This window comes from Rhizobium sp. RU33A, assembly GCF_900156055.1.
GTDB lineage: Bacteria > Pseudomonadota > Alphaproteobacteria > Rhizobiales > Rhizobiaceae > Allorhizobium.
This window is the reverse complement of record NZ_FTMQ01000002.1, coordinates 844,199-858,927: the sequence shown is the minus strand read 5'-3', so window position 1 is coordinate 858,927 and position 14,729 is coordinate 844,199. Positions and strand designations below refer to the sequence as shown.

The 14,729-nt window shown below is 63.9% G+C and carries 15 protein-coding genes; 8 read left to right on the top strand and 7 right to left on the bottom strand.

Annotated elements, in window-relative coordinates; translation table 11 throughout:
* Positions 1-77 precede the first annotated feature (77 nt).
* Positions 78-1,031 carry a flagellin N-terminal helical domain-containing protein gene (locus BW978_RS10035; RefSeq protein ID WP_076394573.1) on the bottom strand — a complete coding sequence of 318 codons (954 nt, stop codon included), beginning with the start codon at positions 1,029-1,031 and terminating at the stop codon, positions 78-80.
* A 160-nt stretch (positions 1,032-1,191) separates the two neighbouring features.
* On the bottom strand, positions 1,192-1,452 hold the full coding sequence (locus BW978_RS10030; protein WP_054151479.1) for a hypothetical protein: 261 nt from the start codon (positions 1,450-1,452) through the stop codon (positions 1,192-1,194).
* A 139-nt stretch (positions 1,453-1,591) separates the two neighbouring features.
* Here BW978_RS10030 and hemF point away from each other — a divergent pair, with 139 nt between their 5' ends.
* The 3 genes from hemF (at position 1,592) to BW978_RS10015 (ending at position 3,282) form a co-directional block, all read left to right on the top strand.
* A complete protein-coding gene (gene hemF / locus BW978_RS10025; protein WP_076394571.1) occupies positions 1,592-2,506 on the top strand; it encodes an oxygen-dependent coproporphyrinogen oxidase in 915 nt (304 codons plus the stop codon).
* 171 nt (positions 2,507-2,677) lie between these two features.
* Positions 2,678-2,953 carry a hypothetical protein gene (locus tag BW978_RS10020; RefSeq protein WP_076394569.1) on the top strand — a complete coding sequence of 92 codons (276 nt, stop codon included), beginning with the start codon at positions 2,678-2,680 and terminating at the stop codon, positions 2,951-2,953.
* A 128-nt stretch (positions 2,954-3,081) separates the two neighbouring features.
* Positions 3,082-3,282 (top strand): DUF1059 domain-containing protein, encoded by a 201-nt coding sequence (locus BW978_RS10015; protein ID WP_076394567.1) that lies wholly within the window; start codon positions 3,082-3,084, stop codon positions 3,280-3,282.
* A 63-nt stretch (positions 3,283-3,345) separates the two neighbouring features.
* Here BW978_RS10015 and BW978_RS10010 read toward each other — a convergent pair whose 3' ends face one another.
* The 4 genes from BW978_RS10010 to BW978_RS09995 all read right to left on the bottom strand — a co-directional run bounded on the left by BW978_RS10010 (position 3,346) and on the right by BW978_RS09995 (position 6,515).
* Positions 3,346-3,834 (bottom strand): fasciclin domain-containing protein, encoded by a 489-nt coding sequence (locus tag BW978_RS10010; protein WP_076394975.1) that lies wholly within the window; start codon positions 3,832-3,834, stop codon positions 3,346-3,348.
* 175 nt (positions 3,835-4,009) lie between these two features.
* On the bottom strand, positions 4,010-5,266 hold the full coding sequence (locus BW978_RS10005) for a CCA tRNA nucleotidyltransferase (RefSeq protein ID WP_076394565.1): 1,257 nt from the start codon (positions 5,264-5,266) through the stop codon (positions 4,010-4,012).
* A complete protein-coding gene (locus tag BW978_RS10000; RefSeq protein WP_076394563.1) occupies positions 5,263-5,886 on the bottom strand; it encodes a CoA pyrophosphatase in 624 nt (207 codons plus the stop codon). Before BW978_RS10000 ends, BW978_RS10005 begins: the two co-directional genes overlap by 4 nt.
* Before the next feature lie 5 nt (positions 5,887-5,891).
* Complete coding sequence (locus BW978_RS09995; RefSeq protein WP_076394561.1) at positions 5,892-6,515, bottom strand: DUF1285 domain-containing protein; 624 nt, start codon at positions 6,513-6,515, stop codon at positions 5,892-5,894.
* Between the two features lie 160 nt (positions 6,516-6,675).
* Here BW978_RS09995 and BW978_RS09990 point away from each other — a divergent pair, with 160 nt between their 5' ends.
* The 4 genes from BW978_RS09990 to BW978_RS09975 are packed head-to-tail and all read left to right on the top strand — an operon-like array spanning position 6,676 to position 13,519.
* Positions 6,676-7,689: an AAA family ATPase gene (locus BW978_RS09990; protein ID WP_076394559.1), complete on the top strand. Its 1,014-nt coding sequence runs from the start codon at positions 6,676-6,678 to the stop codon at positions 7,687-7,689.
* 16 nt (positions 7,690-7,705) lie between these two features.
* The gene (locus tag BW978_RS09985; protein ID WP_076394557.1) at positions 7,706-8,623 is read left to right on the top strand and encodes a DUF58 domain-containing protein; all 918 of its coding nucleotides are present in this window, start codon (positions 7,706-7,708) and stop codon (positions 8,621-8,623) included.
* On the top strand, positions 8,623-11,445 hold the full coding sequence (locus tag BW978_RS09980; RefSeq protein ID WP_076394555.1) for a DUF4159 domain-containing protein: 2,823 nt from the start codon (positions 8,623-8,625) through the stop codon (positions 11,443-11,445). The genes BW978_RS09985 and BW978_RS09980 overlap by 1 nt, the downstream gene beginning before the upstream one ends.
* Positions 11,446-11,449: 4 nt before the next feature.
* On the top strand, positions 11,450-13,519 hold the full coding sequence (locus BW978_RS09975; protein WP_076394553.1) for a hypothetical protein: 2,070 nt from the start codon (positions 11,450-11,452) through the stop codon (positions 13,517-13,519).
* 39 nt (positions 13,520-13,558) lie between these two features.
* Here the strand turns inward: BW978_RS09975 and BW978_RS09970 are convergent, their stop codons facing one another.
* Positions 13,559-14,071 (bottom strand): GNAT family N-acetyltransferase, encoded by a 513-nt coding sequence (locus BW978_RS09970; protein WP_076394551.1) that lies wholly within the window; start codon positions 14,069-14,071, stop codon positions 13,559-13,561.
* Between the two features lie 199 nt (positions 14,072-14,270).
* Here BW978_RS09970 and BW978_RS09965 point away from each other — a divergent pair, with 199 nt between their 5' ends.
* Positions 14,271-14,690, top strand: a complete 420-nt coding sequence (locus BW978_RS09965) for a GNAT family N-acetyltransferase (protein WP_076394549.1) — start codon at positions 14,271-14,273, stop codon at positions 14,688-14,690.
* Positions 14,691-14,729: the final 39 nt, after the last annotated feature.

Here is a 14,729-nt window from a genome sequence, read left to right as displayed (position 1 = left end):
AGAGCAGGTCAGCAGCCGAAAACAGCAAAAGGCCCGCACGAAGCGGGCCTTTTCGATTCACAAACAGCAGCTTGAACTCAAAGCCTCAACCACGACGTCATCGAAACATTCGCGATGTTCAGCCCCGAAGACTGGAGTTGATCCTGCACCTTTTCCGCCGTCAGCCGAACCCGCTGCTCGTTGAGCTCCGTGTCGACCAGTCGGCTGACACCAAGTTCGGACGTGCCCTGCAAGCCTTGCAGTAGCACACCACCGCCCGTCACCTGGCTGCGCGTCGTGCTCACCTCGGCGCTGGCGCTCACCATGTCGATCATGACGCGATTGAGGGTCGAGATCATCCCATCAATCTCGTCGCTGGTCGTACCGCTGTCGATCCCGATCTCACGGGCTCCGGCCTCTGGCGGCTCGCGCGACTGCGCATCCATCAGGTAGTAGTTGTAAGGCACGCCGCCGAGGCTGGTGCCCGCGTAAGCCCGCGTCAACACCCCGTCACGCGCATCCTGACGTGAGACGAGCGTCGACTTGGCGGTGTCGAAATCGACCATATTGATGGACAGGCCGCCATCCTCGCCTGTTGTCACGGAGGTGAGCAGCGAGGCGACCTTGGGCCGCCCCCCGGCCTCGACCATCAGCCAGTTGTCTCCGTTGAACGTGCTGTCCGCAACGACTTGACCGAGATCCGCCTTCATCTGGGAGATGTCGACGTTGATCCCATTGCGATCGACGCCGACGGCCTTGGCGAGCACGAGCTTCTGCTGGATGCGTGCGACGATATCCGTCGCCTGCTCCAGGCCGAGCGCTGCCGTATCGGAGACCGCGGCCGCAATCTCGTTCGCTTCCTGCACGCTGCCGGCCGAAAGGCTGCCGGGCCGCATCGTGGTGGCAATCGACCAATAGCTGGAGTTATCGGTCTCAGTCTCCGCGACAGGTGCTGTCACCGCGCGCGGCGTCACACGATCGAGCGCGGACGCGGCAGCGCTCGCCATCGAAGCCTGACTGGCAATGGATGGGTTGAACGAGGCTACAGTCATGGGAAAACCCTGTGTCGCATGTCATGTCGATCCGAAGCCGGCATCATTCCGGCTGTATGGGGATCACCCTAGCGACGAGGCTTTGTGATTGGCTTTCGAAGAATGTTAGAATTTTAGCGAATTGGGGATTTGCCGTCGGATAGCACCTGGGCGGGCGCCGTCAGTCGGCCGAAGGCAGACGACGCATGGTGAACTCGATCTGGTCTTCGTCGAGCTGCCGCCAGCTTTCCACCTCGGTCCAGTAAGCCGCCTTCGGAAAGGCATCGAACCACTCGCGCGCCTTGGCTCTGGCCTCCTCGCGCGTCAGGCAATAGGTCTCGCGCACGAACTGCCCGCCCAGACGCCCGGCCGTTCCGGCGCGGTGGTCGGCGATCCGCTTCCTGAGACCTGTAAATGGCGGCGGGCCAGGTATCTTCGTCATGAAATCCCTCGCATGGACGAGAGATTAATCCACGCAAAACCGGAAGGCGAGTCGATTTTACGGGGACACCCCCGCCCCCATATGGCCGCCCGCGATTTCACCTGATATTCGTTTGCCTGAAGAAGCTGAGGGGGACGATATGGAGCGACCGGTTCTGCCGAAAGGCCTGCCAGAGGATATCGAGGAGAAGAAGGACGCCGCCCGCGCCTGGTTCGAAAGCCTGCGCGACACGATCTGCGCTTCTTTCGAGACGCTGGAGAACGAGCTCACCGGCCCGATGGCCGATCGCGAGCCGGGCCGTTTCCAGGCTAAGGACTGGCAGCGAGAAGAGGGCAAGGGCGGCGGCGGCCGCATGTCGATGATGTATGGCCGCGTCTTCGAGAAGGTCGGCGTGCACACCTCGACGGTGCATGGCGAGTTCTCACCCGAATTCCGCAAGCAGATGCCGGGCGCCGAGGAAGACCCGCGCTTCTGGGCTTCCGGCATTTCGCTGATCGCCCATCCCGCGAACCCCCATGTCCCGACGGTGCACATGAACACCCGCATGGTGGTCACATCGAGCCAGTGGTTCGGTGGCGGCGCCGACCTGACGCCGGTGCTCGACCGCCGCCGCAGCCAGGACGATCCCGACACCCGCCTGTTCCACCGCGCCATGGAAGTCACCTGCGAACGCCATCCCGCCGTCGCCGACTATCCCGCCTACAAGAAATGGTGCGATGAATACTTCTTCCTGCCCCACCGCAACGAGGCGCGCGGCATTGGCGGCATCTTCTTCGACTGGCTGACGGCAGACGAGGACAAGGGCGGCTGGGCCGCCAACTTCGCTTTCGTCCAGGATGTCGGCCGCGCCTTCAATCTCGTCTATCCGAAGATCGTCCGGGGCAATTTCAACAATCCCTGGACGGACGAAGACCGCGAGGAACAGCTTGTCCGTCGCGGCCGCTATGTGGAGTTCAACCTGCTCTACGACCGCGGCACGATCTTCGGCCTGAAGACCGGCGGCAATGTCGAATCGATCCTCTCCTCGCTCCCGCCGCTCGTGCGATATCCCTGATCGCACGGGTTACCGCTGTCACGGTTATCCACATGTCAACTCACGAAAAAGAATGAGCGGCGATTCCCGCCGCTTACGACAAAGTGTGTCGCGAACTTGACAGTTTTCATTGCACTCGCGCCGGACGGGGGGCATTCTGCGGCCTCACGCAGTATCGAGGAGGAGATTGCGATGACCCCATCCAGCTCAGTATCCGTATCCCGCGTCAGTAACCCCGCCGATCGTGCGCTCAAGGCACCCGAATTGATCGACCGGCTGGCGGAGCAAATGCGTCAGTCGAGTGATGTCGACTTGCCCCATTCTTATTTCGTTGAGCAGGTAAGCCTCGGTCTGGCGGGCAAGGATCTCGCCGACCGGCTCGCCGCAAACGACATCGAGACCGGCAGCCATCGGGGCAAGCGCCAACCCGCTCGCTCCGTATTCCATGCCTGGGCCATGCCCGATTGATCAGTCCGAATCCACCGCGTCGATACCCTTGGCCCGCTCCGTGCGGGCCATTTTTTTTGGCGTCAGCAGAACAATCGCGGCATTCTGCGGTTACGGGAAGAGTTGAGACGACGAAGGAGGAGACGATCATGAAGCGCTTCGAATGCGGAACTCTTGTCCCCGGCTGCGATTGGCGCACGCGGGCCGACGAGGAGGCAGAAGTCGTAAGACGGGCCGTCGAACACCTGAAGGTCACCCATGGCGAGGAGATCATCCGTCCGTCCATGGTGGACCACATCAAGGAACGGATCCGCGACGACCAGTCCCAGACGGCTTTAAACCTTAGGTGAGATGGCATGAACGGCAACGGAGCCCGACAGGCGGGCTCCGTGTCCAGGAGGAATCTGCGTGTCTCAGCTGCTCGGCAGCATGACCTTGTCGATCACGTGAATGACGCCGTTATCCGTGCGGATATCCGCAGACACGACGTTTGCGCCGTCGACGGTGACGCCCGAACCCGACTTGGACACCGCGAGCGTCCGGTCACCGCCGCTCTTGATGGTCCGGACATGGATCGTGCGCCCCGGCAGCATGGTCGAGGTCAATTCACGACCGACGACATGATAGCTCAGGATTGCGGCGAGCTGGTCCCTGTTCTCGGGCTTGAGCAGGTTCTCGACCGTACCGGCCGGAAGCGCTGCGAAAGCTTCATCGGTTGGGGCAAAGACCGTGAGCGGACCGCCGCCCGAAAGCGCGTCAACGAGACCGGCAGCCTGAGCGGCGGCCAAGAGAGTATTAAAGCTGCCGGCCTGCTGGGCGGTCTCGACAATATTGGCAGAATTCGCCGAGGAAGCGGCGACCGTCATGCCTGCGGCGACAATGGCAAATGCAATGCGTTTCATGGAAGTCCCTCCACTGAAAGGCCAGACCGACATCATGTCGATCATCTGAAGCCGGGAGAGATACGCTCCAGGGATCGCCGCTGGATCGCAGGCAAATGGACACTCTTTGTTGAGCTTGGCCTGATGAACCGAACATGCTTTCAGCCGTACCGGCTTCCCTAGATGCGCCGATTTTTCAAGGCTTCGCCAGCATCTCCAGCCGGGCGAGAAGATCCTCGCGGCTGAGGTTGAACTGCGATGCGATCCAGCCTTCCTCGAGCTTGCCGAGAATTTCCCCGACCTTCGGTCCGGCAGGAATACCAGCCGCAAGAACATCGGAGCCCTTGATCGGCAGCACCGGCCGCACAAAGCCCTCGCCACGCTTCAACAGCGAAAACAGCCTCGCACTCCGCGCCATCACCTTCTGGTCACCCTCTGTACGCGCACGGGCCGAGGCAAGCTCAAGCTTCAGCACCGAAATCATGCCGTCCTTGCCGAAGCGATAGAGATCGCGGTCGAAGGCAACGTCGGTGACTGTCTCCTGAGGCTTGGGCGCCCGCGCGAACCGGTCGAGCGCCAGCGCCTCGGCATTCGACAGCCGCAACCGCTCCGACAGCGTGACGAGCCGCGCCGCATCCTTCGGCACGATCGAGCAGAGACGAAGCAGCGGATCCGGATCCCAGCCCAAAGCCTGTTCGGCCGCGATCAGACCGGGGATCGCATCGATCCCCCATTTCTCCGTTTCCGGCAGGATTTCGGTCAGCACGCCCGATTGGCGCATCCAGAGGAGCGCCCGCCCCGGATCCCGCGCGGATAAGAGCTTCTTGATCTCGCTCCAGACGCGCTCGGCGGAGAGCGATTTCAGCTGGCTCCGCGCTCGCGCACAAGCCTTCAACCCATCCGTATCCGGACGCCCACTGCCATAATGGGCAAAGAAGCGGAAGAATCGCAGGACGCGCAGGTAGTCTTCGGCAATCCGCTGCTCGGCATCGCCGATAAAGCGCACGGTCTTCGTTTCAATGTCCTTCAGGCCGCCGACGAGATCGATCACCTCGCCATCGAGACCGACATAAAGGGCGTTGATCGTGAGGTCCCGCCGGTCCGCATCCTCCTGCCAGCTCGCGCCGAAGGCGACCTGGGCATGGCGACCATTCGTCTCGACGTCACGCCGGAGCGTCGTCACCTCATAGCCCTTGCCGTCGACGACAAGCGTCACCGTGCCGTGCTCGATCCCGGTCGGTACCGCCTTGATGCCTTTCGCCGCCGCCCGGCCACTCACCTCTTCCGGCATCAACGTCGTGGCAAGATCAATATCGCCCACGGGCAAACCCATAAGGCTGTTGCGCACCGCGCCGCCGACCACCCGTGTCACCGCGCCACCGCTGTTGAGCAGCGTCATCAGTGTCTTGAGGGCAGGCTCCTGGAACCAGTCGCGATCGGCCAAATTGGTCATGCATAGAGCCTTTCGTATAGCGTCCGGATAATACCGGCCGTAATGCCCCAGATATGCCGCTCCCGATAGGGCATGACATAGAAATGCCTGACGGAACCCTGCCACATCCGGCTGTCCTGCCGATGATTGGAGGGGTTCATCAGGAAGGAAAGCGGCACCTCGAAGACGCTGTCCACCTCGTCGGGATTGAGTGTCAGCTCGAAGCCGGGTTGCACGACGGAAAGCACCGGCTGGATGCGGAAACCGGTTCCCGAGAGATATTGCGGCAACCGGCCGACCGTCTCGACGAAACGACGTTCAAGGCCGATCTCTTCTTCCGCCTCGCGCAGCGCGGCTTCTTCCGGCGACCTGTCCGTCGCATCGATACCGCCGCCCGGAAAGGCGATCTGCCCGGCATGTTGCCGGAGCTTGCTGGTCCGCTGCGTCAGGATGATCCGCGCCTCGTCCGGATCGTCGATCACACCGATCAGCACCGCCGCATCCTTCAGCTTCAACTGCTCGTATTGCAGGATGGTGTCGGGATTCAGCGCGTGGTCGCCGTGGTCGCGCCAGGCATGCTCGAGCGGTGCACCCACCTGTTCCAAAGCCCGGCGGCGGAAATCCTCTGCGGTAAATGTCATCGATGTCACCGCGACAGTCGATCGAGTTCTTCGGCGGGCATGATCGGAAATATCGCGCCGCGAGAGCGCAGGGCAAACATTGCCTTGCCCTCGATCTCCACCACCTCACCCCGCTCGACGAGATCATACATGACCGCGCGCGAGACAAGCGCCTCCAGACGACCACGGACGGACAGGTAAGGCTTAAGCTCGTGATTGTCGCCAACGGTCTCGAAGCGCAGCGGATGCTCAGGCCCCGCCTCGACCACATCTCCGACATTGGTGCGGAATGTCAGCACTGACTCACCCGCCTCTCCCGTCACGCTCATCTCGACCGCGACGAAATGGGCGTCCTGGACACGAATACCGACCTTTTCCACAGGCGTGACGAGATAGGTCTTGCCGTCCTCATCCTTGCGCAGAACCGTCGAAAACAGGCGCACCAGAGGCTCCCGACAGATCGGCGTGCCCATGTAGAACCAGGTACCGTCGGCCCTGATTTCCATGTCGAGATGCCCGCAGAAAGGCGGTTCCCAGCGTTCCACCGGCGGTAGTGATGCCTTTCCGCCCGATGTTTGCGCTGACGCGCGCGAAATCAGCGCGGCGAGCCCCGCCGCATCTGTAGTCGCCTTCAGCGTATCGCCTGCCATCTTTGCGTCCCGGTTTTGTCTTTAGCCTATAACAGTCACGAGATAGTCATTCGAAACGTCCTTGTCAGCCGTCCTCTCGCCAATAAGTTAGTTTCAGTAACATGCACCTTACGCGTCCGTTCGATTCGCCGGACACGTCCAAAACCAATTGGAGCAGACCATGGGCATGATGCCAAATCCCGATGTTGCACTGGACGAGAAAGCGATCGTCGCCGAGGCCGAGAAGGCGCTCGCAGATATCGCGGCGATCCGCCAGGAAGTGGCCAAGGTGATCTTCGGTCAGGAAAAAGTCGTCGAAAACACCCTCCTTGCCATTCTCTCAGGTGGCCATGCTCTTCTGGTCGGCGTTCCCGGTCTCGCAAAGACCAAGCTCGTGACCACGCTCGGCTCGGCCCTTGGCCTCGATGCCAACCGTATCCAGTTTACACCCGACCTGATGCCCTCTGACATCATCGGCACGGAAGTCATGGACCAGGACGAGACGGGGCGTCGCTCCTTCCGCTTCGTCAAGGGGCCTGTCTTTGCCCAACTGCTGATGGCCGACGAGATCAACCGCGCAAGCCCGCGCACTCAGTCTGCTCTTCTGCAGTCGATGCAGGAATACCACGTCACCATCGCCGGCCAGCCCTATCAGCTGCCCGCTCCCTTCCACGTGCTCGCGACCCAGAACCCGCTGGAGCAGGAAGGAACCTACCCCCTCCCTGAAGCCCAGCTCGACCGCTTCCTGCTGCAGGTGGATGTTCTTTATCCGGAACTCGCCGCCGAACGGCAGATCCTGCTGGAGACGACAGGCGTCGGTGACCGCCGCGCCAGTGCCGTCATCGACAGCGCCCGCCTGCTGGAGATCCAGAAGCTGATCCGCCAGATGCCGGTCTCCGACACCGTGGTCGACGCCATTTTGACGCTCGTTCGCTCGGCACGTCCGGGCCACGGCAACGACGCGACCGACAAGAACATCGCCTGGGGTCCGGGTCCCCGCGCCGGACAGGCCCTGATGCTCTGCGCCCGCGCCCGCGCCCTGTATGAAGGCCGACTCGCCCCCTCCATCGACGACGTGTATGCGCTCGCCGAACCGGTGCTCGAACACCGCATGGCACTGACCTTTGCGGCGCGCGCTGAAGGCATGACCGTCCGCGACGTCATCGCGGCCCTCGTTTCCGACCTGCGCAAGTAAGGGAGGCCTTAACCGCGTGGCATCCATCGGCCAGATCGTCGAGCAGACAACAGGCAGCGAAGTACTGAAGCGCGCCCGCCAGCGTGCCGTGCTCGTGCCCGACTGCATGGTTGAGGCCCGCCGCATCGCCAACACTGTGATTGCCGGCTGGCACGGCCGCCGCAAGCGTGGCATCGGCGAAAACTTCTGGCAGTTCCGGCCCTATGCCGATGGCGAGAGCTTTTCGCGCATCGACTGGCGGCGCTCGGCCCGCGACGACCACATGTACATCCGGGACCGCGAATGGGAAGCGGCCCACACCGTCTGGCTCTGGGCCGACATGTCGCCGTCGATGATGTACAAGTCGACGCTTGCCTCTGTTTCCAAGGAAAGCCGCGCGCTAGTGCTGATGCTGGCACTCGCCGAAATCCTGGCACGTTCCGGTGAACGCATCGGTTGCCCTGGCATCATGGAGCCGATCTCCGCCCGCAACGCCGCCGAGCGTCTTGCCACCGCCATCATGCATGCGCCGCCGACCGAAGGCCTGCCCGACACCCGTATGATCCGCGGCGCAAGCGACATCGTGCTGATCGGCGATTTTCTTGACGATGCGGACCGGGTGATGGAGCGCATCACGCCGCTCGCCCGCCGTGGTCTGCGCGGCCATGTGCTCGAGGTCGCCGATCCGGCGGAAGAGACCTTCCCCTATACCGGCCGCACCGAATTCACCGATCCGGAAACCGGCGAAAAGCTCACCTCCGGCCGCGCCGAAACCCTCCGCGACGATTATCAGCAGGCCTATCTCGCGCGCCGAGGGTCCATGTCGGATCAGCTCCGCCGCATGGGCTGGAGCTTCACCCATAACCGCACCGATCGCCTCGCCTCCGAGGCCCTCGTCGCCGTCCACATGCACCTGTCGGGCATGCCGCCCGCCGTTAACAGGAGTGCGGGCTGATGTTCGGTATGCCACTCGCCTTCGGCGCTCCCGCCATTCTCGGCGCCCTGCTCGCACTGCCCTTGATCTGGTGGCTCCTGAAGCTCACCCCGCCGCGTCCGAAGGCGGAAGTCTTCCCGCCGCTGAAGATCCTGGCCGGCGTCTTGAAGCGCGAGGAGACGCCCTCGAAAAGCCCCTGGTGGCTGACGCTCCTGCGAATGCTGATGGCCGCGATCGTCATCTTCGCGCTCGCCGACCCCGTCCTCAACCCGCGCAACGCCACGCTTTCCGGCGACGGCCCACTGCTGCTCGTCGTCGACAATGGCTGGGCGACCGTCGGCGACTGGGATCGTCGTGTCGAAACCGCGACCGCCCTGATCGGCGATGCCGCTGACCGCAGCCTGCCCGTGTCGGTCGTCTTCACGGCGGAGGCAAACCATGACGCAATCCCCGGCACCGCCGCCGTGGCGCTCGAAAAACTTGCCGCCGCGACACCCCATCCGCAGCGCCCCGATCGGGCAAGGACCATCGAAGCCCTGCGCACCACCTTCTCCTCGGAACGCCCCGGCACCTTGGCCTACGTCTCCGACGGCATCGCCCGCGACGCGGAAGATCCGTTCCTCTCGGATCTCGCCAGCCTCTCGCCCGCCGAATTCCGCGTCGTCGAGGGTGATGGCGCAGCAAGCGTCGCCATCACCGGCGCAAACAACGGCTCGGATGCACTCACCGTCTCGCTCTCGCGCCTGAATGCCGCCGAACCTCGAAGCCTGATCGTCGATGCGCAGGACCGCCAGGGTCGTGTCATCGCCTCCGGCCAGGTGGATTTCGCCCCCGGCACATCAGAAGCTTCCGGGGAGATCGCCGCCCCCTTCGAACTGCGCAATGATTTTGCCCGCCTGTCGATTGCAGGCGTCGCTTCGGCCGGCGCCACTCACCTGCTCGACGACGGCTTCCGCCGCCGCAAGGTCGCGCTCGTCTCCGGCGACAGCGGCGACGGCTTCCAGCCACTCCTCTCGCCGCTCTACTACATCGAGCGCGCGCTTGGCCCCTATGCCGATGTGGTGAAGCCCGGCCAGACCGACCTCGCTGTCGCCATACCCGAGATCCTCAACCAGAACCCGTCCGCTCTGGTGCTCGCCGATGTCGGCCGTCTCCCGGCCGATGTCTATGATCCGCTTCAAGCGTGGATCAACCGTGGCGGCACGCTGATCCGCTTTGCCGGTCCTCGCTTGGCCGCAGCCCCCGCCGACGACCCGCTGGTCCCCGTGATCTTGCGCCAGGGCGAACGCGCGCTGGGCGGCGCCCTCTCCTGGGCCGAGCCTCAGCCGCTCGCCGATTTCCCAACCTTCGGCCCCTTCGCCGGCATGCCGCGCCCCGAGGGCATCCTCGTCAAGCGCCAGGTGCTCGCCGAACCGACACCGGATCTCGCTGCCCGCACCTGGGCAAGCCTTGCCGACGGCACGCCGCTCGTCACCGTCGAAGACAACGGCGCCGGCCGCATCGTGCTGTTCCACGTCAGCGCCGAGGCCACCTGGTCGGATCTGCCGATTTCCGGCACCTTCGTCGACATGCTCCGCCGTATCGTCCAGCTCACTCGCGTCGGCGCAGCTGAGGCTCAGGCCGGCCAGGCGACCGCCCCGTCGCTTCCGCCCTTCCGCCTGCTCAACGAGCGTGGTGCGCTGACGACAGAAGCCGGCACCGCAAAGCCGCTCTCGCTCGGCCCCGACCGTCCAGAAGCCGCCACCTTCGACAACCCGCCTGGCCTCTATGGCACGGAAGACGGCTTCACGGCACTCAACCTCCTGCCGGCTGATGCGACACTGCGCCCGCTCCCCTCGCCGGCAGGCCTCACCGTCGCCCGCGACCCGATGGCCGGCACGGCCGCCAGCCCACTGAAGCCAAGCCTGCTGACGCTCGCCTTCCTGCTTCTCGTCATTGACAGCCTGATCGTGCTCTTCATGGGCGGCGCCTTCTCGCGCCTGCCAAAACGTGCACCGGCCGCCGCCGCCTCGATCCTGGCGCTTGCCGTGGCGCTCGCTGCCGTCGCACCGTCAGGCCAGGCACTGGCCCAGTCAACTGATGCGAAACCCGGCGACGAACAGATCCTTGAGCGTCTCGACAACACCCACCTTGCCTATGTCATCACGGGCGACGCGGAGGTCGACCGCCTGTCCGAACAGGGTCTCGCGGGCCTCACCGACTTCCTGACCTACCGCACGACGCTCGAACCGGCACCGCCTGTCGGCGTCGACATCTCCAAGGACGAGCTCTCCTTCTACCCGATCATCTTCTGGCCGATCTCGGCTTCCGCGCCCATGCCGTCAGCAGCCGCGATCAGCCGTATCGACGCCTATATGCGCGCCGGCGGCACCGTGCTCTTCGACACGCGCGACCAGGGTTCGACACTGGGCAACGAAGTCGGGGCCTCTCCGAATGGCGAGCGCCTGCAGGCGATCCTTGCCAATATCGACATCCCGCCGCTTGAGCCGGTGCCTTCAGACCACGTGCTGACGCGCGCCTTTTACCTGCTGCAGGGCTTTCCCGGCCGCTACAGCGGCAGCCCGCTCTGGGTCGAATCCCGCCAGGAGGCCCAGTCGAGCAACAGCGCGGTCGCATCCTCCGGCGATGGCGTGAGCCCGATCATGATCACCGGCAACGATCTCATGGGCGCCTGGGCCATCGATGCCAATGGCGCAAGCGTGCTGCCAGTCGTCCCCGCCGACGAGATGCAGCGCGAAATGTCCTTCCGCTCCGGGGTCAACATCATGATGTACATGCTGACCGGCAACTACAAGGCAGACCAGGTTCACGTGCCTGCTTTGCTCGAAAGACTGGGGCAATGAGACCATGACGCTAGAATTCGCCCCCTTCATCCCCTGGATCGCCATCGCCACCCTTGCTGTGCTCGCCGTGGTGCTCTCCGCCCTCGGCTTCCTGCGCGGCGTACGCGGCACCGCCATCCGCCTCGCAGCTTCGATCGCCGTGTTGGCCGCTCTCGCCAACCCGCTGTTACTGCAGGAAGAACGCGATCCGCTGACCACTGTCGTGCCCGTCATCGTCGACCGCAGCCAGAGCCAGCAGATCGCCGGCCGCGCCGAGCAGACCGACGAGGCATTGCAGGGCATCCGCGACCGCCTCGGCCGCTTCCCCAATATCGAGCCGCGCATCATCGAAGTCACCGATCCCGGCGACAGCGATGCCCCCTCCACCAAGCTCTTCGAAGCGCTGGCTGCGGCAACGACGGACGTTCCGCCGGCCCGTGTCGGCGGTGCAATCTTCGTCACCGACGGCCAGGTGCATGACATCCCGTCCGAAAACCAGGCGCTCCCCTTTGACGCTCCGGTCCACTCCCTCGTCACCGGCAAGGCCAACGAGTTCGATCGCCGCATCGAAGTCCTGCGCGCTCCGCGCTTTGGCATCGTCGACGAGGAGCAGGAACTGACATTCCGCGTCTTCGACGACGGAGAAGCCTCCAACCAGCCGGCCGACGTCTCGGTCAGAATGAACGGCGAAGACTTGGGCACCATCCCTGCCGTTCCCGGGGCCGAGACCTCCTTTGCCTTCCGCGTGCCGCGCGGCGGCAACAATGTGCTCGAATTCTCGGTCGCCGCGACACCGGGCGAAGTCACCGACGTCAACAACCGCGCCATCCACCTGATCGAGGGCATCCGCCAGAACCTGCGCGTGCTGCTCGTGTCGGGCGAACCGCATGCCGGCGAACGCGCCTGGCGCAACCTCTTGAAATCGGACGCCTCGGTCGACCTCGTCCACTTCACCATTCTGCGCCCGCCAGAAAAGCAGGATGGCACGCCGATCAACGAACTCTCGCTGATCGCCTTCCCGACCCGCGAACTCTTCGTCGAAAAGATCAATGATTTCGACCTGATCATCTTCGACCGCTACCAGCATCGTGGCGTGCTGCCGATCCTCTATTACGACTACATCGCCGAATATGTGAGGAATGGCGGCGCGCTGCTGATCGCCGCCGGTCCGGAACATGCCGGCCAGGACTCGATCGCCCTCACACCGCTTGAGTCAGTGCTTCCGGCCACCCCGACCGGCGATGTCCATCAGGCCGGCTTCTATCCCCGCATTTCGGAGCAGGGCAAACGCCATCCCGTCACCCGTGGCCTCGATGGCTCCACCGTCGAGCCGCCACAATGGGGCCGCTGGTTCCGCAGCATCGATGTCGGCCGTCCCGATGGCGAAACCGTCATGACCGGTGACGGCGACCGTCCCCTGCTCGTGCTGAACCGCGCCAATGAGGGCCGCGTTGCCATGCTGCTCTCCGATCAGGGCTGGCTCTGGGCCCGCGGATTCGAAGGCGGCGGACCGCATGTCTCGCTCTATCGCCGCATCGCCCACTGGCTGATGAAGGAGCCGGAGCTCGAGGAAGAGGCGCTTAAGGCCCGCGCCACCGGCCGCACGCTGGAAGTGACCCGCCAGACCATCGGCGACGCCCCCGGCCCCGCCACGATCACCACGCCCTCAGGCGAAACGATTGCGTTGAACCTAAACGAGATCCAGCCCGGCCTCTATCGTGGCGAACGCCGCATGACCGAGACCGGCCTCTTCACCATCACCAATGGCGACTTCTCGAGCCTCGTCCATGTCGGCGCCGTCGACGCTCCCGAATTCCGCGCGATGATCTCAACCACCGATACACTCGCCCCCACCAGCGAGGAATCGCGCGGCCTCACAGCCCGCCTGGACGACGGAGACGCCTCTGTCCGCATCCCCGACATCCTGCCCGTGCGCGGTGAAGTCCGCGTCGCCGACGACCGCCGCATGCTGATCAAGCTGACCGACGAAACCGTGCTCAAGGGCGTCAACACGCTGCCGCTTTTCGCGGGCTTTGCAGGGCTCGGGATCTTGTTGCTGGCGGTGTCTGCGATGTGGTGGCGCGAGGGGCGGTAAGGCCGCTACCTTCCGTGACGCCGCATCCAGCCGGCACGCCTATTCCGATTGCTTTGGATAGTGACGGTATACCAGATCGCGCGGCGACGGCCGTGCCGCTCGCTGGTCCAGCTCGGCACCAAGCCGTGTGGCGAGACCGGCAGATCTGACATTGTCAGGATCGACATAGCTAACGAGGCTCGGCAACTGGCGCACCTCTCTCGCCCAATGGAGCAGCGCTTCAGCCGCCTCATAGGCATAGCCCCTGCCTTCAAATTCAGGATACACGAACCATCCCAACTCGAACTCCGGGAACAGCGGCCCCGCATTGATCCCCACCTGTCCCACACAGGCCCCGGTCGCCCGATCGTCGATCATCAGCGCCCCGCAACCAAACAGATCCCATTGGCCATGGTCACTGCAGAACATGCCCCAGGCTGCAGCATCCAGGAACGGGCCGCCCATGAATTGCGCCCGTTCCGAAGCCATCAGTTGCCTGTAAGCCGGCCAGTCATCGAAGCGCATGGCGCGTAGAACGAGGCGACCTGTTGTGAATGTCGGTATCGGATGCATCGGAATTCTCACTGCGAAATCGGTAGCTGGGCGGACCAGATCTAGCATATTCGACGGCGGACCAAAGATGCATCGTCGACCAGGCACCCTGAGGCAACTGGCACTTTGCGGCTGTCGTCACTCGGACTCCCCCCATGACCGATGTGGGCCAGCCGACCAGCACGTGGACAATGAAGCCAACGCAGCCTAACCTGCGCCCATGCCTGCATCACTCACCCTCTCCGACACCGTCCCCGAAACCGCCCGCGACGCGATCCTCGCCAGCATCAAGGCCCACAACGATGCCCTGCTCGGCCCGTCCGATAGGCGCGATCTCTTCATTCCGATTCAGGCAGATGACGGCTCCGTCGACGGTGGCCTCGTCGGCTATACCGGTCGCGGTTGGCTTTATGTGGAGTTGCTCTCGGTCCCTGAGCGCCTGCGCGGTCAGGGCATGGCCGGCCGATTGCTGACACTCGCCGAAGAAGAGGCGAAGGCGCGCGGCTGCATCGGCGCTTACATCGACACGATCAACCCGGCGGCCTGCCGTGCCTATGAGCGCGCCGGATACAGTGTCTTCGGAAAGATTGAGAATTTCAGTCAGGGCCAGGATATCTGCTGGCTGATCAAGCGCTTCTGAGCACCACATTCGCCGTTTGCCATGTGTGTGCGGTTTGCC

Coding starts and splice junctions, on each gene's coding strand:
- BW978_RS10035 (WP_076394573.1), bottom strand. CDS start 1,031: ATGACTGTAGCCTCGTTCAACCCATCCATTGCCAGTCAGGCTTCGATG.
- BW978_RS10030 (WP_054151479.1), bottom strand. CDS start 1,452: ATGACGAAGATACCTGGCCCGCCGCCATTTACAGGTCTCAGGAAGCGG.
- hemF (WP_076394571.1), top strand. CDS start 1,592: ATGGAGCGACCGGTTCTGCCGAAAGGCCTGCCAGAGGATATCGAGGAG.
- BW978_RS10020 (WP_076394569.1), top strand. CDS start 2,678: ATGACCCCATCCAGCTCAGTATCCGTATCCCGCGTCAGTAACCCCGCC.
- BW978_RS10015 (WP_076394567.1), top strand. CDS start 3,082: ATGAAGCGCTTCGAATGCGGAACTCTTGTCCCCGGCTGCGATTGGCGC.
- BW978_RS10010 (WP_076394975.1), bottom strand. CDS start 3,834: ATGAAACGCATTGCATTTGCCATTGTCGCCGCAGGCATGACGGTCGCC.
- BW978_RS10005 (WP_076394565.1), bottom strand. CDS start 5,266: ATGACCAATTTGGCCGATCGCGACTGGTTCCAGGAGCCTGCCCTCAAG.
- BW978_RS10000 (WP_076394563.1), bottom strand. CDS start 5,886: ATGACATTTACCGCAGAGGATTTCCGCCGCCGGGCTTTGGAACAGGTG.
- BW978_RS09995 (WP_076394561.1), bottom strand. CDS start 6,515: ATGGCAGGCGATACGCTGAAGGCGACTACAGATGCGGCGGGGCTCGCC.
- BW978_RS09990 (WP_076394559.1), top strand. CDS start 6,676: ATGGGCATGATGCCAAATCCCGATGTTGCACTGGACGAGAAAGCGATC.
- BW978_RS09980 (WP_076394555.1), top strand. CDS start 8,623: ATGTTCGGTATGCCACTCGCCTTCGGCGCTCCCGCCATTCTCGGCGCC.
- BW978_RS09975 (WP_076394553.1), top strand. CDS start 11,450: ATGACGCTAGAATTCGCCCCCTTCATCCCCTGGATCGCCATCGCCACC.
- BW978_RS09970 (WP_076394551.1), bottom strand. CDS start 14,071: ATGCATCCGATACCGACATTCACAACAGGTCGCCTCGTTCTACGCGCC.
- BW978_RS09965 (WP_076394549.1), top strand. CDS start 14,271: ATGCCTGCATCACTCACCCTCTCCGACACCGTCCCCGAAACCGCCCGC.